This window comes from Massilia mucilaginosa (assembly GCF_011682145.1).
Taxonomy (GTDB): domain Bacteria; phylum Pseudomonadota; class Gammaproteobacteria; order Burkholderiales; family Burkholderiaceae_D; genus Telluria_A; species Telluria_A mucilaginosa.
Genome location: NZ_WHJH01000064.1, coordinates 13801 through 34700 on the forward strand (window position 1 = coordinate 13801; position 20900 = coordinate 34700).

A 20900-nucleotide genomic window follows, 5' to 3' on the forward strand; every position below is an offset into this window, starting at 1 on the left:
GGCGCCATCGACAGGGCGCTACCCGATTGAGCCCAGTCTACGCAGCGGCAGTCATGGTGCATATTGGCAAGAAGTCGGTCCGGCGCGGCGACAAGGCGTAGTCCGACTAGTCCTTTGTGGCTATGGAGGGTGCCGGATGGATACGGTATACATGCGGTATCTGATATCGACTTTGAAGGAAATACCGATGAACATCACCAGTTACGACGATTTGCTGCGCGCCGCGCGCGCCCAGGCGCAACCGCAGCGCCTGCTGTTTGCCTTTGCCCGCGCGGAGTTGCCGGACGACGCAGGCGAGGCCGAGCGTGCGGGATATGCCGAACAGCGCGGCGGCGCCCTGGCCCCGGTCATGTGCGTCGACAAGACCACGGACGAACTGGGCAGCTTCGCCGATCTGGTGGCCGAGTCGAAGCACACTGGCAAGGAATGGGACATCGTGTTCGTCACCACGATGTCGGGCCGCAACGGCAAAGCGCCGGCCTCGACCGAGGCGGAAGCGCCGCTGAACATGATGGTGACTTACATTCATACGGGCCAGATCGGGCAATTCCTGGCATTCGGGCGGGATGGCGAACTAAAGCAACTGGCCCAGTAGTGTCCCAACCGGTGTCAGGTCTGACACCGGTAGTGACACAGCGCACGCACCGGGTGTTGCACATGCGCCTCATGGCAATAGATTAAACAATGGCTTGCGCGCACCTGTCCTTCATTGGGCAGCGCAGCGGCAACAGCCCTTGAAGCCCCCTGCCCGCCTATCCCCATGCAAGCCGATTATTTGCGAATATATTGACTTGGATCAATGAGTTCGGGAGACTGCATCCATCACCGCAGTCGATTGCGATGTCACGTCTGCGACCTCTTGTCGGGATTCTCACTGAACAGCACTGAACTCATCGGGGGCCCCCATGCTGAAGAATTATTCGATCCGCATCATTTTTACGGCGTTTTTCCTGGTCAGTGTGGCGCTCTCGGCCTGCACCCTGCTGGCCTTCTCGCGCGTCTCGGCCGAGCAGGACAAGACCATGCGCGCCAGCGAAAACCGCTATGAATCGTTCCTGCTTGCCGATGAGCTGCGCCAGAGCTCCGACGACCTGACCCGCCTTGCCCGCACCTTCGTCGTCTCGGGCGATGCGGCCTATGAACGCCAGTACATGGACATTCTCGCCATCCGCAATGGCGCCAAGCCCCGTCCGCAGCATTACGAACGCATCTATTGGGATTTCGTCGCCGCCGGCGTGAGCAAACCGACACCGGACGCGCCAGCCGTCGCGCTCGCCGACCTGATGCGCAAGGCCGGCTTTACCGATGCCGAGTTCGCCAAGCTCAAACAAGCCCAGGACAACTCCGATGCCCTGGTCAAGACCGAAGTGATCGCCATGAATGCCGTGAAAGGCTTGTTCGATGACGGCACCGGCAAGTTCACGCAACAACGCGAGCCCGACATGGCGCTGGCGCGCAAGATCATGCACGACGCCGATTACCACAAGAACAAGGCAACGATCATGAAGCCAGTCAACGAGTTCCTGGCCATGCTCGATCAGCGTACAAGTGAAGAGGTGCGGGTCGCGGCGGAACGCGCCAATACCGCCTTCTGGGCGGCGATCGGCGTTCTTGGCGTGTCCCTGGGGATGTCGCTGGCAACCGTACTGATGATCTACCGGCACATCAAGGCCGGCTTCGCCCAGGCGATCGGCACCGCCAGCAAGATCGCCTCGGGCGACTTGAATGGCGAAGCTGTCGAAGAGCGCAGCGATGAAGTCGGGCAGCTCCTGCAAAGCATGAATACCATCAGCACCAACCTGAGACAGACCGTGCAAAAGATCCGCGAAAGTTCGGACGAGATCTCGGCGGCCACCCACGACATCGCCGTCGGCAACGCCGACCTGTCGGCGCGCACCGAATCGCAAGCTAGTTCGCTGGAACAGACTGCCTCCTCCATGGAAGAGCTGACCAGCACCGTCAGACAAAATGCCGACAACGCGCGCCAGGCCAACCTGCTCGCCGCCTCCGCTTCCGAAGTTGCCATCAAGGGCGGCGCGGTCGTCTCGCAGGTGGTCGATACGATGGGTTCGATCAACGAATCAGCCAGGAAGATTGTCGACATCATCAGCGTGATCGACAGCATCGCATTCCAGACCAATATCCTGGCCTTGAATGCGGCGGTGGAAGCGGCACGCGCCGGCGAACAGGGGCGCGGCTTTGCGGTCGTGGCCTCGGAAGTGCGCAACCTGGCGCAACGTTCAGCCGGAGCGGCAAAAGAGATCAAGGCGCTGATCAACGATTCGGTCGACAAGGTCGATCTGGGCAGCAAGCTGGTCGATCACGCCGGCGCGACCATGAACGACGTTGTCGCCAGCATCCAGCGCGTCTCGGCCATTGTGGGCGAGATCGCCACGGCCAGCCAGGAACAATCGTCGGGCATCGAGCAAGTGAACCAGGCCATTGTCCAGATGGACGCGCTGGTGCAAAGCAATTCCTCGCTCGTTGAAGAAGCCGCCGCCGCTGCCGAATCGCTGGAAGAGCAAGCCGGCAACCTGGTCGAGACTGTCAAGGCTTTCAAGGTCGATGCCCCCGGCCGCACCCGCGCAGCGGCATCCATAGCCACCGTTGCGGGCCGCAAGCCTGCGTCACCGGTACTGCTGGGCGCTGCCTGAGCCTTCATCGGAGGCAACCGGCCTGATCGGTGCGCTCAGGGCCCGCCGCGCTCACGCCAGCAGCTTGTCCAGCAGCCGCTGATACAGCTCGCTTCCCCTGAGCTGGGCGCGCCAGCGCTCCGGAATGCCCTGGATGCCGAAGCGCAGGCCGGCAATCCCCCCGGCGATGCAGGCCGTGGTGTCGGTGTCGTTGCCCAGCGCGATGGCTGCGCGCACCACGTCTTCGTAGGTTCCGGCGTCCTGCACCATGCGCGCCGAGCGCAGCGCATCGACCACGTAACCGGAGCCATTGCCGTCGGGCGCATCGTCGGGCCGCACCGACCATTCGAGTTCCTCCAGCGCGTCCGGCATGCTGGCGTAGATCGCGCGCAGGCGCGCCACCGCTTCGCCCCAGGCATCGCTGGATGCCGCCAGCACGCGCCGCGCCCACAGGCAGTACAGCGCGCAGCACACTTGCGAACGCAAGTGGCCGTGGGTGGGCAAGGATTGCCGGTGGGCGTCATGGACCAGGTGCTCGTCCGAGCCGCGGTGCCACAAGGCCAGCGGCAAGGCGCGCATCAGCGCGCCGTTGCCGTTGTCGTACTGGCCGCTGGGTCCGGCCTGGGCCGCTGGCATCCCAGCACGCACGGCGCGAATGGCGGTGCCGCAGGTCAGGCCGACATCGAACACCATGCCGTCGACCGCCATGTAGCCGTGCTCGTACCACGCCAGCAGGCGTGCGCCGAGGTCGTCCAGGTCGAGGCTGCCGCACTCAAGCAGCGAGGCCAGCAGGCAGAGCGCATGGGCGCCATCATCCGACCAGGTTCCCGGCACCACGCTATGGTGCGCGCGCGCAAAATCCGGCGGTGGGGTGAATTCGATCAGCTGGGCCGGCGGGATGTCGCGCGCCTGGCGAAACTCGTAGGGGACGCCCAGGGCGTCGCCGACCAGCAGCCCGACCAGGCCGCCGGCGAGGCGGTCCCGAACAGTCAGCTGGGGCGCGCTCATCGGCATGTGCCTCGGTCGGGCATGGTCATCGTGCGGTGTTCGCTATGGAATCGGACTTGCATTGTCGTCAATATGCGTCAAAACGGCAAGAAAATCCCGCGCCGGTCGACGTCGCTGCTGGCCGCGTTCAGGCCTCGGCCGCTCCCGGCTGCGCCGCGCGCTCCTCGATGACGGCCACCGCCCTGGCGCGCACTTCGCCGTGGCGGTCCTGCAACAGGAGCTTGAGCGTGTCGAGCGACGTGGCCGGGTGGCCGACCACGCGGCTGCGCACCGCGTAGTTGCGGTTGGCGGCGACCAGCGCGTCCATCATGGCGCTGTCGCAATGCGGATTGTCCGCGAGCGCGGCCAGCACGTCTTCCTGCTTGTCGGCCACAAGCTGGCGCTGCAGCGCGCCCTCGGCGGTCACCCGGGCCAGCGCCGCCCTCACTTGCGCCGACCCATCGCTGACGAAATGGCTGGCCAGCCGCGTGTTCCAGGCGGCCAGTGCGGCGCGCACCTCGGGCAGCGGGTCGTTCTTGAGCACGTCCGCGGCCCGCTCCGGCAAGGATGGATTGCCCGCCAGCGCCTCGCGCCCCGCGCCTGCGCCTTGCAGCAGGCGGTCGAGAACGTCCTCGTCCAGGCGCGTGCTCAGGCGCGCGGCCCAGTGGCGGTTGTCCTCGTCCGTCTGCGGCCCCAGGCAGCGCGCGACCAGCGCCTGCATGCCGGCATCGTCCACAAAGCGTTCGATGATGCTCTGTACCACGTAGTAGGTGTGGCCGATCCGGTCCCCCTCTTGCTCAAAATACACGCCGACGCGCGCAAGATGGTGGCGCTGCTGTTCTTCATCGGGCGTGGCATGCAGCACCCGCAGGCTGGCCAGCGGATCGTCGCGCCCGTGGTCCAGCATCTGCAACAGGAAATCGGCCGCCTTGCACGAAAATGCCGCTTGCCCTTCCAGATTGCCAGCCACACGCTGCAGCGCATCGATGGGGCCGTGGTAAAGGTAGTACTCGGCAAGGGCCGGCGCCAGGTGATCGTTGTACGCCAGCCGGCGGTCGTACTTGCCCAGCATCTGCTCCTGCAGCACCGGGTTTCTGGTGTGGTCGGCGACGCGCTCGGCCACCGCGCCGCCTTCCGCCAACAGCGCGCTCTCGATGGCGGCGCTCTGCTCGATCGGAAAATCGGCCAGATAGGCCGGCATCTGGCGCCGGATATCGAGCTCGGCATCACGCGACAGCAGCTCGACCACCGCCCACGGCAAGGTCGATTGCCGCGTCAGCGCGTCGCGCACCTCGCTCAGCTTGTCGGCGGCCAGGGCCAGCAAAATGGCTTCGTCGGTCGAGGCCGAGGCCAGCGCGATCCTTTCCTTTTTGTTGCCTTTGATCCCGCCCTTGGCGCCGGCCTTGATCTCGCGCACGGGCGCCGCTTCGGCAGCGGCAGCGGCAGCGGCAGACGCTTGCCGGAAGTCGCTCAGGCGGCAGGCGGCCTTGTTGGCTTTCAGGGCCGCACGCACGGACTCGCCTCCCAGCAGCCACAGCATTTCGTAGAAGAAGCGCGGCATGTCGGTGCGCTGCGCCAGCTTCTTGAGCAGGACCGTGTCCGGCACCAGCAACAAGGGCAGCAGCAGCGCCTTGTCGCAGCCGATGTGGTCGCAGGCCATGCGCTGCACGCTCAGCTCCTTGCTGCGCAGCAGGCTGTTGATGGCGTAGCCGGGATACTTGGCCACTTCGGGACCGTTCATTTTCCATTCGGGAATCGGCTCGGGGTCGGGCATCGGCAAGCCTTCCAGCATGCGCAGCTGCACGCCGGGATTGGCGGCGATCAGTTCCGGCAAGGCATGGCGCATTTTTCCCAGCAATTTCTCCGGCACCTTGGGATGCCGGGCGACCGCGTAGCCCAGGCTGCTGGCCAGCGCTTCGCCGTTGCTGCGCTTGGTATTGGTCGCGGCTTGCAGGTTGCCGATCTTGCTGGCGGGACTGTTCGGATCGATTGCCACGGCCAGCAATTGCTCGAAGCTGGTGTGCACGTCGGCCCTGCCCGGCTGCGCGGCGATCAGCGACAGCACCGCGTGCGAACTGCTGTGGTCGGCCAGGTGCAGGCGCACCATGCGCGACGGATGACTCGCAAGCTTGCGTTGCAATGCTTCCGGCAAGGCCGGATTGCCGGCCAGGGCGAAGGCGATGTCGACGCTGTCGCTGGCCGCCAGCTGTTCCATCAGCGCCGGCGCCAGCGCGGGGCTGAGCGCGGCGGCGGCCTGCTTCCAGTCCTCCGGCTCGGCCAGGGTGGCCCGCAGCAAGGCGTCGCTGGCGTTCGGATGCATGGCGCAGGCGAAGCGGATGGCCGCGTCGTCGCGCGCGGCGAGGATGTCCAGCCCTTCCTGGGGGAAGTCGGGGTTGCCGAGGAAGTCGCCCAGTTCTTTCCAGCCCAGGGTCTCGAGCCGGTCCAGGCGCTCGCCCTGGCGCTCTTCCTCATGCTGCGCGAGCAGGTCGAGCGCATCGTGGGGAAACAGTTTGTGTGCGGCCGCCGCCTTCGCAATCTTGTCGTCGCGGTCGATGCACAGCAGGCGCAGGGTGTCCGGGCTCACATGCTCGTGGCGCGCCACGGCCAGGCGGACGGTCGCGTATTTGCTGCCCGCAAACGCTGCAAGAAGGGGGCGCATGCGCTCCGCGCCGATGGTGTGCTGTTCCATGATGCGCAGGTCGATCGACTGGTGCCCGAACGCCAGCAAGTCGCGCCCCCAGCGCGCGAAGAAGCCCTTGTCGACGGTGTGCGATTCGAGCACCAGGCAGAGGCCCTTGATGTTCTTTTCCGCGATCAGATGGCCGATATAGTAGGCCGGCAGCCCGCCCCATCCGTGGCGCGGCGGTGGCATCTCGCGCTGCGGCAGCGCAAGGGCCGCCGCCCAGTCCGGATGCTGCGCCAGCTCGGCCCAGCGCGGCTGCGCTTCGACAAACGCGGGGGCGAAGCGCCAGGCTTCGGCGATCAGGGCCAGGTCGGCATCGGGCTGGCCGATGAAGGTGGCGATCACGTTCCAGTCGTACCAGTGGATTTCGTATGAAAAATTGAGCTGCTGCGCCATGCTCCGCTCGCGCGAGGTGCCCTGGGTGAAGCCTTGGCTGATCTGGACGATATTGAGGAATTCTTCGGCGGTCATGGGAGCCTTCGATGCAAGTAGTGAGAATGAGGATGCCGGCGCCGGGCTGGCTTACGCCATGCGGATCACCTGGCCGAACGAAAAGCTGTCGCTCGCAATGGCGCCCGGCAGCGCCACCCACAGCACCGGGTAGTTCGGCGGCGTCTCGGGAAATGGCCCTTCGCCGTCGGTGAAATAGATGGCCGCGTCGACCTGGCGCTCGCCCCGCTGGCGCTCGAGCGCGGCAAAGAAGGGCCGGAAATCGGTGCCGCCGCCGCCGCGCGCGCGCGGCAGCCTGAAGTCCGCCGTCACTTCGTACGGGCCGTACAGCGCGGTGTCGCAGAAAAACATGCGGCAGACGATGTGCGGATAGCTGCTCATGATGGCGCGCAGCTCGGAGGCGAACTGTTCCAGCTCGGCGGCGCCGATCGACCCCGAGGTGTCGATGGCCACATCGATGTTGACGGTTTCCTGCACCAGCGATTCCAGGTACAGGCCGGCATGCACGAAGCGGTTGTCGAGGCCGGCGAAATCGGTGGGGGTCTGGATCGTGAAGCGCCACAGTACGCTGCGCCAGTCGATCTGGGGCTGGCAGGCCGCATCCAGTTCCTTGTCCCAGCTGCTGCGCTGCTTGCCGCTGCGGCGCGCGCCGGCCTGGTCGCGCGCCTTGACCAGCGCCGATTCCCAGTGCAGGCGCAGGGCCTCGTTGCCCTTGCCCGCCTGCGGCGCGCGGATGTCGCGCAGCGGCGCCGGCGGCGCGGGCAAAGCCGCCGCCGGCGCCGGCGGCGCGGGCACCTCGGCCTGCGCGGGCGCGGCCCTGGCGCCGAAACGCTTCGCCATGGCGGCCGACAAACCGCTTGTGCGGGTCTGGCCGGCGCGGGCGGCGCCATCGGCTGCGCTCGCGTCTGGCGCATCGCCGGCGCCGCCTTGCCCTGCGCCGGCCGCTTGCGGGGCGTTCAGCTTGGCGGCCAGCTGGTCGGCGCCGAGACGGTGTTTCAGGAGATATTCATAGACGTGCTCGGCCGTCTGCGGCACGAAGCGTTCGCCGAGATGGGCGGCCACATAGCTGCCGGGCGGCACCGGAAACGTGGTCTGGGTGCCGATGATGTGATTCACAATGACATCGCAGGCAATATTCCACAATGCGGGATTGCGCCCGGACAGGCGCAGCGGATGCAGCAGTGCCGCGTGCAGTGTCACGTGCAGCAGCAAACCGGTGGCAACGGTGTCGGGCAGCGCCAGGAAGGCGTCCGCGTTCAGGCGCACCTCGCGGCCGTCGGTATCGGCCAGCGCGACCTCGGGGTCGGTGCGATAGATGGCGAACAAGGTCAGCACCGCAAAGTAGGGATGCCGCTGGCGCAGCCGGATCTTGCAGCGCGACAGGGCTTCGAGGGCGGCGCAGTCGCTCATGCGGCCAGGGCGAGAAAATCGGCAAGAAACTCCATCAGCCCCGCATCATCCCGCATCTGGCGCGAAAACTCATCGAACAGCTTGCGCGCGCGCAGCTTGGGGAAGAGGTCGGCCGCGACCATCTGCACCCATTCCGGGGCCGCGTTGCGGCTCAGCCAGCGCAGGGCGTGCAGGGCTTGCTCGACCGTGGCGATACGGCTCACCAGCCCGCTGCTCAGGGCATATTGCACCGACGGTTCTTGCGGAAACGCCTCCTTCGACTTGCCCTTCAAAATCGCGTCAATCGCGGGGATCTGGGCGGCCGCCTGGCGGAACACGCGGAACTCGGCTGCCGCGCCGGCGCCGATGGATGGCGCCAGGTCGAGATCGAGTTTGAGCAGGGTATCGGCCATCTCCCAGCTGCGCGGCGACGGCCAGGATTCGCTGCTGGCGTCGGGTTTATGCAGCAGCGAGGGCCGGAAGTTCAGGAATCCGATGATCTGCTCGTGCACATTGCGGCCGATCGCGTAATGGCGGAAACTGTCCAGGTCGGGCTCCACGCGCAGGTGCAAGAAGCGGTTCGCCAGCGGCGCCGGCATGTCGAACACGGCGGCGCGGTCTTCCTTGCGGTTGCCGGCGGCCCACACGAACCAGCCGGGCGGCACCGTGTAGTTGCCGACCCGGCGGTCGAGCACGAGTTGCTGGGCGACGCCCTGCAATGCCGGCGGCGCCAGGTTGATTTCGTCCAGGAACAGAATGCCCGCGCCATCGCGCGGCAGAAATTCTGGCGGGAACCAGTAGGTGATGCCGTCGCGCGGCACCGGCACGCCGCGCAGGTCGGTCGGGGCCAGCTGGCTCAGGCGAATATCGATGAAGCCGATCTGGCGCTGCGCCGCCACCTGCGCCACCACGCTCGACTTGCCGATCCCCGGCGGCCCCCAGATCATCACGCTGTGCTGCACCCGGTGCGCGATCAGGGTCGATAAGTACTCAAACAGGTGGCCGGGGTGCATACAGTCCTTGGGTAGTGTGCGTCCGAACGACGCGTGGCCCCCTATTGTGCTGAAACTGATGCGAATCGGCAATAACTTACTTTACATTTGGCAATTTTTTATGCGGCGTGCATGGGCTGGCGGCGCCCGCGGACGCCAGCCCGGGGCCGGGTGCTCACACGCTGTCGGCGGGTCCCTTGCTTGCGCCGCCCTTGTCGGCCACGGTGCTGCCATCGTCCTGCCACTGGTCGAACGTGGCCATGATGGTGGCGCGGGTCTTTTCGCTCAATTCGGGCAAGGTGCCGCCGAGCGCCTTGGCGGCATCGTCGAAGCCCTGCTCCACGGCGGCCCGGATCGCGGCCAGCTTGGACGGATCGTCGCCGATCGCCGCTTTGGCGAAGTCCAGGATGCGTTCGGACACCTTGGCAACGCTGAACTCGCCATCATCGGCGGTGGCCGCCTTGGCCGCTGCGATGGTGGCCGGGTCGGCACTGAGCTTTTGCTCGCCGCTGACCACCTTGGCCAGGTTCAGGCCCTGCTGCTCGACCGCCGGCAGGATCAGGTTGATGACTTCCTGCGCCTGGCGGTCGGATTCGGCCAGCAAGGCGTCCAGGTCGGGCGGAGGTTGCACCACCGTGGCCGACGAACGCGGCACGCCGTAGGTCAGGGGCGGCTCGGACGGCCCGCTCAGGGTCACTTTGTCGGTCTTGACTGCCTCGTCCGCCTGGGCGCCCTCGCCGGGACGGCGCGCCACATCGCGCAGGACGATCGGGGCGGCGCCCGCCGCCGGGGTGGTGTTGGAAATCGTGATGCTCATGACCTCTCCTTGTTGGCGCATTGCGCGCCATAAATGTTCGATCTTGACGGGAATGGACGGCATTTCGCCGTGCTCGTCTTTGATTAACGGCAGGAGTGGGGAAAAGTTGAATGAATTGAATATGGCCGGGATAAAAAAGTACCCGGCCATGTGAATTGCACCAGCCTTTGCATGGATCGCCATCGGACGCATCAGGCCAGATTCAGTGTCCAGGTGGTCACGCCTTCATCGGCATCGGTGGACATCGGCACATCTTGGTTCCAGCTGGCAATATATGTCCACTCCGTATCTTCCAGCCAGGCCAGCGTATCGAAACTGGTGGCGCGCAGGCGGATGATCTTGACGTACAGATCGATGCTGTCCTTGATCCACATATCGTCGCCGTTGATGCGCAGCTGAATGCGAAGGTGGCCGCTCAGCCCGTGCGAAAACTCGAATCCGTAGCCCGGATAGGGCATGGGAATCTGGCCGATGCCGGGTGGCAGTTCCGGCGTCAGGTCGTTCCTGCGCGGCAGCTTGGCTGGCCCGCTGTACACGTAGCTGCGGTCGTCGCCGCTTTCGTGGTCGTCCAATTCCGCATAATCGAGGTTGAGCACCCGGATGGCGGTCCCGTTTCTTAAAATGCTGGCCTGTATCAGGTTATCGGTGCCGGCATTGGCAACATTCTTGGTCGCAGCGACCAATCCGATGGATCCGATCCACATAATAGCCTCCTGAGAATAATAGAAATGAGCATGGTCTTTCTTCATAAAAAGACCGTGCAAGGGAGAATGGGTCGGATGCAAACGTCGACCTGCAACGTGCGTACCGCCTGCCACTCTCATCCATTATTCTGTGGAGTCCCCCGGTGCTGTTTGCGTCATATTAATCGCCGCACTGCGGCGCCCGGCCGGCGCGAGCGGACTTGATACCGCAGGCCGGCACATCACGCCGGCGGGAATCTTTTCAGTCTTGACACTGCCCGCCAGCGATTGCTTGCGTCACCGAGAAGGCAACGGGCGAGTCAGGGCGTTCCGACCGGCACCACCCGCCCCTTGACCGCGTCAATCGGGCATACCATCGGCAAGAACTGTTGCTGGCGCGCCGAATAGCCCATCAGCGCGCCGCTGTCGATATCGAAATACCAGCCGTGCAGCACCAGCTTGCCCTCCTCCACCCGGCGTTTCACCCACGGATAGGTCAGCAGGTTGTCGAGCGACTGCAAGATGCTGGCCTGCTCGCACGCCTTGTGCCGTTCTTCCGAGCTCTTGTGGGCCAGGTCGCGCATCACGCGCACCCGCACCGGTTCGGCGATGCGCATCCAGCGCTCCACAAAACCGGTTTCGCGCTGCTCGGGCGAGAGCGGCTGGGGCGTGAGCAAGGCGCGGATGCCGCCGCAGCGCGCATGCCCGAGCACGATCACCCGCGCCACCTCCAGGTTGCAGATGGCGAACTCGATGGCCGAGCTGACGCCCGGCGGCGCGTCCGGCGTGCACGGCGGCACCAGGTTGGCGATATTGCGGATCACGAACATGTCGCCCGGCCCGCTGCCGGTCAGCAGCATCGGGTCGACCCGCGAATCGCAGCAGCCGATCAGCAAGGTGCTGGGCCGCTGTCCGCCGCGCAAACTCTCGTAGACGCCGTGTTCCTCGCTGAAATACTGTTCCTGGAAGCGGCTGAAACCGCGTACGAATTTTTCGATGTCTTGCATGTCCTGCTCCGATTTCCTGCTCCGATGCACTGCTCCGTTCAGCCCGCGTACTCGCGCAAGCCGTCGATATTCATGATGGTCACGTTACGTCCCTGCACGCCAATCAGTCCGTGCACGCTCAGGTCGGCCAGAATCCGCGAAAAATGTTCCGGCGTCAGGTTCAGGCGCGAGGCCACCACCGCCTTGCTCACCGGCAGGGTCAACTGCGCGCCCTGCGCCGTGCCTTCGTCCTGCAGCAGATAGCCGATCACGCGCTGGGTGCCCGACTGCAAGGCCACCGATTCGAGGTCGCAGATCAGGCCGTGCATGCGCCGGCTCAGGCCGGCCAGCATCTTGCGCGCGAACGCCGGGTCGCGCGCAATGCCCTCGAACACCGCTTCCTTGGTCACGTGCAGCAGCAGCGAGTCGGCCAGCGCCGTGGCCGAGACGATGTAGGGCTTTTCCATGAACATCAGCGCCTCGCCGAAACTGTGGCCGGGGCCGATCAGTTCGATGATCTTTTCGGCGCCGTTGGCCACCCCGGCGGCCAGCTTCACCTGGCCGAAAATGACCAGGTGAAAGCCTTTGCACGTATCGCCACGCTGGAAGATGATGTCGCCGCGCGCCACGTGGCGCTCGCTGGTGCCGGCCGCGATGGCCTCGAGTTCCTCGGGAGACATCGCGTCGAACAGCGGCAAGCGCGCCAGGAAGGTCTGGGGGGCAAACCGGGTCTTTTCCATGACCGCTCCCATGATCAGCAGGGCATGTCGGCGGTGCGCCGCGCATAGCACCACCAGGTAATCACGATGCACGAGACGTAAAAGCCGACGAAGCACCACAGCGCCGCGTCCGGACCGCCGGTCATGGCGATCGAGGTGCCGTAGCACTTGGGAATGAAGAAGGCGCCGTACGCGGCCACCGCCGAGGTAAAGCCGAGCACCGCCGCGCCTTCCTTGTTGGCATCGACGATCGCCTGTTCCTTGGCCGCCTGGCCTTTGCCCTCGGCCGCGCGCTGGCGCTCGGTGAGGAAAATCACCGGAATCATGCGGAAGGTCGAGGCATTGCCCACGCCGGTACCGGCAAACAGCAGCATGAACATCCAGAAGAAGCCGGTAAAGTTGCCGGCCACAGCGCCATGCGGCAGGAACTGGATCACGCCGATGACGGCCGCGATCATCAGGACAAACGTCCACAAGGTCACGCGCGCACCGCCCAGCTTGTCGGCCACGACGCCGCCCGCCACCCGCGCCAGCGCCCCGACCAGCGGTCCGAGGAAAGCGTAATCGAGTGGATTGACATCCGGGAACTGGGTCTTGATCAGCAGCGGAAAGCCGGCCGAATAACCGATGAACGAACCGAAGGTGCCGGTGTACAGCCAGCACATCAGCCAGTTATGCTTGCGCTTGAAAATGATGGCCTGCTCCGAGAACGAGGCCTTGGCCGAGGCCAGGTCGTTCATCCCGAACCACGACGCCAGCGCGGTCAGCGCAATGAAGGGCACCCAGATGAAGCCGGCATTCTGCAGCCACATGGCCTTGGTCGCGCCGCCCTTGACCCACTGCTGCGCTTCGCCGCCGAGCGCGCCGAACACGCCGGCGGTAATCACCAGCGGCACTACGAACTGCACCGCCGACACGCCCAGGTTGCCCAGGCCCGCATTCATGCCGAGTGCGTAGCCCTTTTGCGCCTTGGGATAGAAAAAGCTGATGTTCGCCATCGACGAGGCAAAGTTGCCGCCGCCAAAGCCGCACAGCAAGGCCAGGATCAGCATGATCGGATAGCTGGTGTTGACATCCTGCACCGCGAAGCCGATGCCGATGGCGGGAATCAGCAGCGAGGCCGTGGAAATGGTGGTCCACTTGCGCCCGCCGAAAATCGGCACCATGAAGGAATAGAAAATGCGCAGGGTCGCGCCGGACAGGCCCGGCAGCGCGGTCAGCCAGAACAGCTGGTTGGTGCTGTACTTGAAGCCGATATTGGGCAGGTTGACCACCACCACGCTCCACACCATCCACACCGCGAAGGCGAGCAGCAGCGCCGGGATCGAAATCCACAGATTGCGGTTGGCGGTCGCCTTGCCGCTTTTTTGCCAGAAGGCCGGCAGTTCCGGCTCCCATGTGGCGATGACATATTTACTCATGTTACGTTCTCCTTTGAATGAGGCGACGATCAGGCGATGATCAGGCGACCACGGCCAGGCGGGGCGGCGCGACGGCACGCGCACTGTCTTTGAAGCTGAAATGCATCCACACCAGGGACACGCACACCGTGCCGTAGAGCAGCATGAAAGCGGACGAGCGCACCCCGGTCAGGTCCACCAGCGCACCGAACAGGATCGGCAGCACGAAGCCGCCCAGGCCGCCGGCCAGGCCCACCACGCCCGAGACCGCGCCGATGTTGTCGGAAAAATCGTCGCCGATGAATTTGAAGACCGACGCCTTGCCCACCGCCATGGCCACGCCGACCACGAACAGCAGCACGGTAAACATCAGCGGGGTCAGGCCGATCTGCAAGGTGGCGTTGCCGGTCACGGTCTTGATGATCATGTTGGTCTGTGGATACGACAGCAGGAAGAAGCAGACCCAGCACACCCACATGACCCACCAGGTGACCTTGTAGGCGCCGTACTTATCCGAAATCCAGCCGCCCAGCGCGCGCAGCACGCCGCCGGGCAGCGAGAAGCAGGCCGCCAGCAATGCGGCCAGGCGCATGTCGAAACCGTATTCGGTGACGTAATACTTGGTCATCCACAGAGCCAGGCCCACATAGCCGCCGAACACGACCGAGTAATACTGGCAGTAGCGCCACACGCGCGGGTCCTTGAGCACCTTCATCTGTTCGACGAAGGACACGCCGGCCGGCATCTTGTGGGTCGGATCGCTGAACGAACACAGCCAGAACGCGATGGCGGTGACCAGCATTGCCACCGCATACACCTTGGGCAGCATCTGCCAGCCGAAGGCGGCGATGATGGCCGGGGCCACGAACTTGGTCAGCGCCGAGCCCGAATTGCCCGCGCCAAAAATGCCCATCGCCAAACCGCGCCTTTCCTTGCCGAACCAGCGCGCCACGTAGGGCGTACCGACCGAGAACGAGCCGCCGGCCAGGCCGACGAACAGGCCCAGCACCAGGAAGTGCCAGTAGACGGTGGCATGCGAAATCAGCCAGATCGGCAGTACGGAGCTGAGCATGAGGATGAAAAACACGATGCGCCCGCCATAGCGGTCGGTCCAGATGCCGAGCGGCACCCGCACCAGCGAGCCGCTCAGCACGGGCGTTGCCGCCAGTAAGCCGAATTCGGTCTCGTTCAGGCCCAGCTGCGCCTTGATGGGGATGCCCAGTACCGCGAACATCATCCAGATGGCGAAGCAGATGGTGAAGGCGAAAGTACTGCTCGCCAGCACCGCTATTTGTTGTTGACTCTTGCTAGACACGTTGTTCTCCCGGATCGCTGACCTGATACAGGAAGCTTACGTGCTGCCGTAGAGCACGACTATTAGCCTGAGGGCGAGTTTTCTGATGCAAACTGGCTAGCTGACTAGCCCAAAAGAACTAGTCAGCATACCAACCGACTATCAGTGTTGATCTGGATCAACGATGCGTTTGTCCGTTTTGGGGTATAACAACAGACCGAGAAACCGTGAGGCAGCATCATGCAAGACTTTGCAACACCCGATTCCCGCTGCGGTCCTGGCTGCGCCACGCAAGATGCGGTCCAACTGAACGCCAGCTGCTTTTGCGCCGGACCGTCGGCCGCAGCGCTGGCCGAGGCGCTGCACAACGACCACGCGGGACCGCAGGTATACGAGTTGATCAGCGAACGCTGCCCGCACTTGTTCGCGGCGCTGCCGGTGTTCGTCTCGCCGGCCCAGTCGGCGCGCATGGCGCAGCTGATCGGCGCGGTCGAACAGGTGGTGGCGCTGCCGGCCTACCAGGCCGCGGTGCTGGCCGACGCGCCGGCCATCGCGCGCCACGATCCCGGCGCGCGCGGCGTGTTTTACGGCTACGATTTCCATGTGGGCGAGGACGCGGTCGGCCTCATCGAAATCAACACCAATGCCGGCGGCGCCCTGCTCAACGCCGCGCTGGCGCGGGCCGGGCGCGGTTGCAGCGCCATTGGCGACGCCGGCGACGGCAGCGCGCGCGCGCAAACGCTGGAAGACGCCATCGTCGCCATGTTCCGCAACGAATGGCGCCTGGGCGGGCGCAGCACGCCGCTGCGCACCATCGTCATCGTCGACGACGAACCGGAGAACCAGTATCTGTATCCGGAGTTCCTGCTGTTTCGCCAGCTGTTCGCGCGCCACGACATCGACGCGCTGATCGTCGACCCGTCCATGCTGCGCTGGGAAGCGGGCAGCCTGTGGCGCGGCGACCTGATTGTGGACCTGGTCTACAACCGCCTGACCGACTTCATGCTCGACGCGCCCGAACACGCGGCCCTGCGCGACGCCTACCTGGCCAATGCCATGGTGCTCACGCCGCATCCGCGCGCGCACGCGCTGTACGCGGACAAGCGCAATCTGGCGCTGCTGTGCGACGACGCGCGCCTCACCGAGCTGGGTGTGCCTGCCGCGACGCGTGCGATTTTGATCAGCGCGATTCCGCATACGGAGCTGGTGCGCGCCAGCGAGACCGAGCGCCTGTGGCGCACGCGCCGCGAGTGGTTCTTCAAGCCGGTGGCCGGCTACGGCGGCCGCGCCGCCTACCGTGGCGACAAGCTGACCAGGCGCGCCTGGGAAGATATCCAGAACGGCGACTATGTGGCGCAGGCGATCATGGCGCCGCCGGCCCGCACCGGCGGCAGCGCCGAAGCGCCCGACCGGCTCAAGTTCGACATCCGCAGCTACGCCTATGACGGTGCGGTGCAGTGGACGGCCGCGCGCGTGTACCAGGGCCAGACCACCAACTTCCGCACCCCGGGCGGCGGCTTTGCGATGGTGTACACCGCCAACGCGTAGCGCCCTCGCCGGGCGCCCGGCGAGGGGCGCCCGGCGAGGGGTGCCCGGCGAGGGGCGCCTACTTCCAGACCATGATCGCCTTGTCGGCGCGGCCACCGGGCCGCGCGCTGTGCGCAATCAGATCGGCCAGCGTCACCCCGTCGAGCACCTTCAGATACGCCGCCGTCGCCGCTTTCAGCACGCCCTTGAGCGCGCACGACGGCGCCAGCGTGCACGAGGTGCTCTCCGGATCGAAGCATTCGGCCATGTAAAAATCGGTCTCGCTGTGGCGCACCACGGCGCCGATATTGATCTCGCCCGGCTCGAGCTTGAGCCGCAGCCCGCCGTTACGCCCCCGCACTGTCTCCACCATGCCCGACAGGCCAAGCTGGTACACCACTTTCATCAGATGGTTCTTCGAAATGCCATGCACGTCGGCGATGTCCTGGATGGTGGCCAGTTGATCGCGGTGCATGCCCAGATAGATCAGGGTGCGCAGGGTGTAATCGGTGTAAGCGGTCAGTCGCATGGCGTTTCGGCTCGCGGTTTCGGGTCAAATGAGGCATTCAGTATACATCTATTGATCCAGATTACGTTGCGGCGCGCTAAAAGAAGTATTTAACTTGCTTGTTTAAATAGATGTATCTAAAATCCTTCTTTAACGGAGCGGACTGTACCGCCCCGTTCCAATAACAAGGAAACCACGCCATGCACGCCTCACGCAAACTATGGACCTGGCTCGCAGTGATCTGCGTCCTGTCCTTCGCCGTTCTCGGCTGGGTCGGGACCGAGATCTACCTGAAAGCTCCCCCGATTCCCCAACAAGTCACCAGCCGCCAGGGCGAGGTGCTGTTCTCCGACGGCCAGGTGCAGCGCGGCCAGCAAGCCTGGCTCACCGCCGGCGGCCAGCAGCTCGGCTCCGTCTGGGGCCACGGCAGCTACCTCGCGCCCGACTGGTCGGCCGACTGGCTGCACCGCGAAGCGCTCGCGCTGCGCGAGATCTACGCCACCAAGCAATTCGGCAAACCGTTCGCGCAACTCGACTTCGAGCAGCAGGCGGCCCTGGGCGAACGCCTCAAGCGTGAAATGCGCGCCAACACCTGGGACGCGCGCACCGGCATCATCACCCTCTCGCCCGAACGCGCCCAGGCCGTGCGTGAAGTCGCCGCCCACTACAGCGCCCTGTTCGGCGCCGATCCTTCGCTCGACGCCCTGCGCGAGCAATACGCCATGAGCTCGGGCAGCCTGACCGATCCCGACGACCTGCGCGCCCTGCCGGCCTTTATCTTCTGGTCGTCGTGGTCGGCCGCCGCCGACCGTCCGGGCGAGACGGCGATCAGCTACACCAGCAACTGGCCGCACGAACCGCTGGTCGGCAACGCCCCCACCGCCGGTGCCGGCATCTGGTCGATCGCCAGCGTGATCCTGATGATCGCCGCCATTGCCGCCATGATCTTCTACCACGGCCGCGCCCACGAAGGCGACGACCCGGCGCCACCGAAGGACGATCCGCTGTTCGACCTCAAGCCGACGCCATCGATGCGCGCCACCCGCAAGTACTTCTGGGTCGTCGTCGCGCTGATACTGACGCAGGTCGGGATGGGCATCATCACCGCCCACTACGCGGTCGAAGGCCAGAGCTTCTTCGGCTTCCCGCTCGGCGAGATCCTGCCGTTCACCGTCAGCCGCACCATCCACACCCAGTTCGCCGTGCTGTGGATCGCCACCGCCTGGCTGGCCACGGGCCTGTACATCGCTCCCGCCATTTCGGGCCACGAACCGAAGTTCCAGGCGCTCGGCGTGAACGTCCTGTTCTACGCGCTGCTGTTCATCGTGGCCGGCTCCACCGCCACCGGCTGGCTCGGCACCCTGCAACACATGGGCAACGACTACAGCTTCTGGATCGGTAACCAGGGGCTCGAATTCACCAGCATGGGCCGCGTGTGGCAGATCCTGCTGTTCGTCGGCCTGCTGTTCTGGGTCCTGCTGCTCGGACGCGGCCTGTTGCCCGCCCTGCGCAAGCCATCCGAAAGCCGCGGCCTGATCGCCATGGTGTTCCTGGCAGCCCTGTGCATCGGCGGCTTCTACGCCACCTCGCTGACCTGGGGTCCGCGCACCCACTACGCCATGGTCGAATACTGGCGCTGGTGGCTGGTCCACCTGTGGGTCGAAGGCTTCTTCGAAGTGTTCGCCACCGCCGTCATCGCACTGCTGTTCACGCGCCTCGGCCTGATCGCCGCGTCCACCGCCAACAGCGCCATCATTCTGGAGACCATCGTGTTCCTGTTCGGCGGCATCCTGGGCACCCTGCATCACCTGTACTTCACCGGCACGCCTACTTTTGTTATCGCCATCGGCGCCATGTTCTCCGCGCTCGAAGTGGTACCGCTGGCGATGATCGGCGTCGAAGCATGGCGCAACTACCAGCGCTCGAAGGCGGCGCCGTGGGTGCAAGCCTACAAATGGCCGATCCTGTGCTTCATCGCCGTCGGTTTCTGGAACGTGGTTGGCGCCGGGCTGCTTGGTTTCGCCATCAACACCCCGATCGCGCTGTACTACATGCAGGGCATGAACCTGACCGCCGCCCACGGCCACGCCGCGCTGTTCGGCGTGTACGGCATGCTTGGCATCGGCCTGATGCTGTTCTGCCTGCGCGGCCTGACCGAACGCGCCGCCTGGTCCGACAAACTGCTCGGCCCCATGTTCTGGAGCCTGAACATCGGCCTGGCGATGATGGTCTTCATGTCGCTGCTGCCGTCCGGGATCTATCAGGCCTGGGCCAGCGTCACGCAAGGCACCTGGTTCGCCCGTTCGCCCGAGGTAGTGCACTCGCCGGTGATGGAAACGCTGGTCTGGATGCGCGTGCCGGGTGACGTGGTGTTTGCGGTCGGCTGCGGATTCCTCGCGCTGTTCGCCATCAAGCTCGCAACCGGGAAGCGCGGCAGCAATGTCGTGGTCGGCTCGGTCGTTCCGGGCAAACGTTAAGTCAGTCTTCCCCCGGCGGGCTCTTCCTGCCGGGGTTCGCATCGATTACACTATCAGGAGCAACAACATGACACACGCTGTTTTCTCGACCGCTTCAATTGGTCTTTATCCCTTCGACGCGCGTGGCGTCGCCAAGCGCTTCCGGCACGCCGCCATTTTCGGCGCGCTGGCGGCACTCGAGCCGGGAGAGACCATGCGCTTCTATAACGACCACGATCCGCTGCCGTTGCTGGCGCAGATCGAGGCCCATTTCGGATCGCGCGTGACGATCGCCTACGTGGCGCGCGCGCCGGGCGAAATCATCATCGACTTCGGGATCGCCTGAAGAGAAGGACAAGCATGGGCTACCTCGCCGTCAAACACCTGCATATGAGCTGCGCGGCGCTCAGCATCTTCCTGTTCGCGCTGCGCGGCATGTGGATGCTGCGCGACTCGCCCCGGCTGGGGCAGCGCTGGGTCAAGAGCGCGCCGCACATCGTCGATTCGGTGCTGCTGGCCAGCGCGATCACGATGGTGGTGTGGAGCGGCCAGTATCCTTTCGTGCAGCCATGGCTGGGCGCCAAAGTGGTGGCGCTGGTGGCGTATATCCTGCTTGGCGTGGTCGCACTCAAGCCGGGGCGGCCGAAACGGGTGCGCGCCGTCGCCTTCTTCGCAGCGCTGCTCACGGTCTTCTACATCGTCGCGGTTGCGCTCACGCGCCAGGTCATCCCCTTCGGCTAGCGGCAAACATCTTCCTCTCCATCTATTGCCCCCTCTGGTGTCAAGTCTGACTACAAGGGCTTCCCAACAAATTCAAGGTGTTTTTCAATTGATTTTTCGAGGATGTTCTTGAGTTTGCCTGGCAAGACGGAAGGCCGGCCTGCGGTACTACAAACGGTTATCTCGAGCACGGGTATCTTGCACGGCTCGGACCATAATGACAGACGCGCGTGGAGGACCTCGTTCATTCGTCGGACTTGGCTTCTGTCCCGTCAGACTACAGGTATGCTCCACCCGGTCAAACCGTTACCTCATCATGCATTGCATGACTCGAAGAATGTTCCTTTCCGTTTCTTACGGGGAAACAGCTTGCTCCCCTTGTGTTTTCCTGCCGACGGGTTTCCCCCGTACGCTCAGTTGCTAACGTATCGGGAAGCATGCTGTCGCTGGCCCGCCCATCGGGCGGGTCCGGCCGTCAGCCGGCCGGACGACATGCTTCCCCCACAGTCAGGTGAGCGGCCTGAACTGCTCTCCCCTGGCAAGCACGGCCCAGGCGAGACGAGCGTTCTTCGCGGCGATGGCGACGACCGCTTTTCCATAGCCGACCCGCGCTTGCAGCGCAAGCGCCCATCGGCTGAGCCGGTCACTCTTGTTCG

17 protein-coding genes and 1 pseudogene are annotated in these 20900 nt (G+C 64.9%); 6 read left to right on the forward strand and 12 right to left on the reverse strand.

What is annotated here, in order from left to right; all coding sequences use genetic code 11:
- The first annotated feature begins 187 nt into the window (after positions 1 to 187).
- Together F2P45_RS29865 and F2P45_RS29870 are read left to right on the forward strand one after the other, a co-directional pair.
- Positions 188 to 595: a ribonucleotide reductase subunit alpha gene (locus tag F2P45_RS29865; RefSeq protein WP_166881860.1), complete on the forward strand. Its 408-nt coding sequence runs from the start codon at positions 188 to 190 to the stop codon at positions 593 to 595.
- Positions 596 to 905: 310 nt separating this feature from the next.
- Positions 906 to 2654, forward strand: a complete 1749-nt coding sequence (locus F2P45_RS29870) for a methyl-accepting chemotaxis protein (protein WP_166881861.1) — start codon at positions 906 to 908, stop codon at positions 2652 to 2654.
- A gap of 51 nt (positions 2655 to 2705) precedes the next feature.
- On the opposite strand, the gene F2P45_RS29875 is transcribed toward F2P45_RS29870, so the two are convergent.
- From F2P45_RS29875 to F2P45_RS29920, 10 genes are all read right to left on the reverse strand, one after another.
- Positions 2706 to 3641, reverse strand: coding sequence for an ADP-ribosylglycohydrolase family protein (locus tag F2P45_RS29875; protein WP_166881862.1), 936 nt, complete (start codon positions 3639 to 3641; stop codon positions 2706 to 2708).
- A 127-nt stretch (positions 3642 to 3768) separates the two neighbouring features.
- Complete coding sequence (locus F2P45_RS29880; protein ID WP_166881863.1) at positions 3769 to 6774, reverse strand: hypothetical protein; 3006 nt, start codon at positions 6772 to 6774, stop codon at positions 3769 to 3771.
- Positions 6775 to 6825: 51 nt separating this feature from the next.
- On the reverse strand, positions 6826 to 8163 hold the full coding sequence (locus F2P45_RS29885) for a vWA domain-containing protein (RefSeq protein ID WP_166881864.1): 1338 nt from the start codon (positions 8161 to 8163) through the stop codon (positions 6826 to 6828).
- A complete protein-coding gene (locus F2P45_RS29890; protein ID WP_166881865.1) occupies positions 8160 to 9155 on the reverse strand; it encodes an AAA family ATPase in 996 nt (331 codons plus the stop codon). The genes F2P45_RS29885 and F2P45_RS29890 overlap by 4 nt, the downstream gene beginning before the upstream one ends.
- A gap of 154 nt (positions 9156 to 9309) precedes the next feature.
- Complete coding sequence (locus F2P45_RS29895; RefSeq protein WP_166881866.1) at positions 9310 to 9951, reverse strand: hypothetical protein; 642 nt, start codon at positions 9949 to 9951, stop codon at positions 9310 to 9312.
- 191 nt (positions 9952 to 10142) lie between these two features.
- Positions 10143 to 10655, reverse strand: a complete 513-nt coding sequence (locus F2P45_RS29900) for a hypothetical protein (protein ID WP_166881867.1) — start codon at positions 10653 to 10655, stop codon at positions 10143 to 10145.
- 299 nt (positions 10656 to 10954) lie between these two features.
- Entirely contained in the window at positions 10955 to 11641 is a 687-nt protein-coding gene (locus F2P45_RS29905; RefSeq protein ID WP_166881868.1) for a carbonic anhydrase, read from the reverse strand.
- A 38-nt stretch (positions 11642 to 11679) separates the two neighbouring features.
- The gene (locus tag F2P45_RS29910; protein WP_166881869.1) at positions 11680 to 12360 is read right to left on the reverse strand and encodes a Crp/Fnr family transcriptional regulator; all 681 of its coding nucleotides are present in this window, start codon (positions 12358 to 12360) and stop codon (positions 11680 to 11682) included.
- 14 nt (positions 12361 to 12374) lie between these two features.
- On the reverse strand, positions 12375 to 13760 hold the full coding sequence (locus tag F2P45_RS29915; RefSeq protein WP_166881870.1) for a NarK family nitrate/nitrite MFS transporter: 1386 nt from the start codon (positions 13758 to 13760) through the stop codon (positions 12375 to 12377).
- 40 nt (positions 13761 to 13800) lie between these two features.
- Entirely contained in the window at positions 13801 to 15054 is a 1254-nt protein-coding gene (locus tag F2P45_RS29920) for an MFS transporter (protein ID WP_166881871.1), read from the reverse strand.
- A 219-nt stretch (positions 15055 to 15273) separates the two neighbouring features.
- Between F2P45_RS29920 and F2P45_RS29925 the strand changes: the two genes are divergently transcribed.
- Positions 15274 to 16581 (forward strand): hypothetical protein, encoded by a 1308-nt coding sequence (locus tag F2P45_RS29925; protein ID WP_166881872.1) that lies wholly within the window; start codon positions 15274 to 15276, stop codon positions 16579 to 16581.
- Positions 16582 to 16639: 58 nt separating this feature from the next.
- Here F2P45_RS29925 and F2P45_RS29930 read toward each other — a convergent pair whose 3' ends face one another.
- A complete protein-coding gene (locus F2P45_RS29930; protein WP_166881873.1) occupies positions 16640 to 17089 on the reverse strand; it encodes an RrF2 family transcriptional regulator in 450 nt (149 codons plus the stop codon).
- A 179-nt stretch (positions 17090 to 17268) separates the two neighbouring features.
- Between F2P45_RS29930 and F2P45_RS29935 the strand changes: the two genes are divergently transcribed.
- The 3 genes from F2P45_RS29935 (at position 17269) to F2P45_RS29945 (ending at position 20265) form a co-directional block, all read left to right on the forward strand.
- Positions 17269 to 19545, forward strand: coding sequence for a nitric-oxide reductase large subunit (locus F2P45_RS29935; protein WP_166881874.1), 2277 nt, complete (start codon positions 17269 to 17271; stop codon positions 19543 to 19545).
- A 67-nt stretch (positions 19546 to 19612) separates the two neighbouring features.
- Positions 19613 to 19870: a DUF2249 domain-containing protein gene (locus tag F2P45_RS29940; RefSeq protein WP_166881875.1), complete on the forward strand. Its 258-nt coding sequence runs from the start codon at positions 19613 to 19615 to the stop codon at positions 19868 to 19870.
- 14 nt (positions 19871 to 19884) lie between these two features.
- On the forward strand, positions 19885 to 20265 hold the full coding sequence (locus F2P45_RS29945; protein WP_166881876.1) for a SirB2 family protein: 381 nt from the start codon (positions 19885 to 19887) through the stop codon (positions 20263 to 20265).
- Between the two features lie 486 nt (positions 20266 to 20751).
- Here the strand turns inward: F2P45_RS29945 and F2P45_RS36540 are convergent.
- Positions 20752 to 20900 (reverse strand): annotated as a pseudogene (locus tag F2P45_RS36540) (IS110 family transposase); the annotation flags it as partial.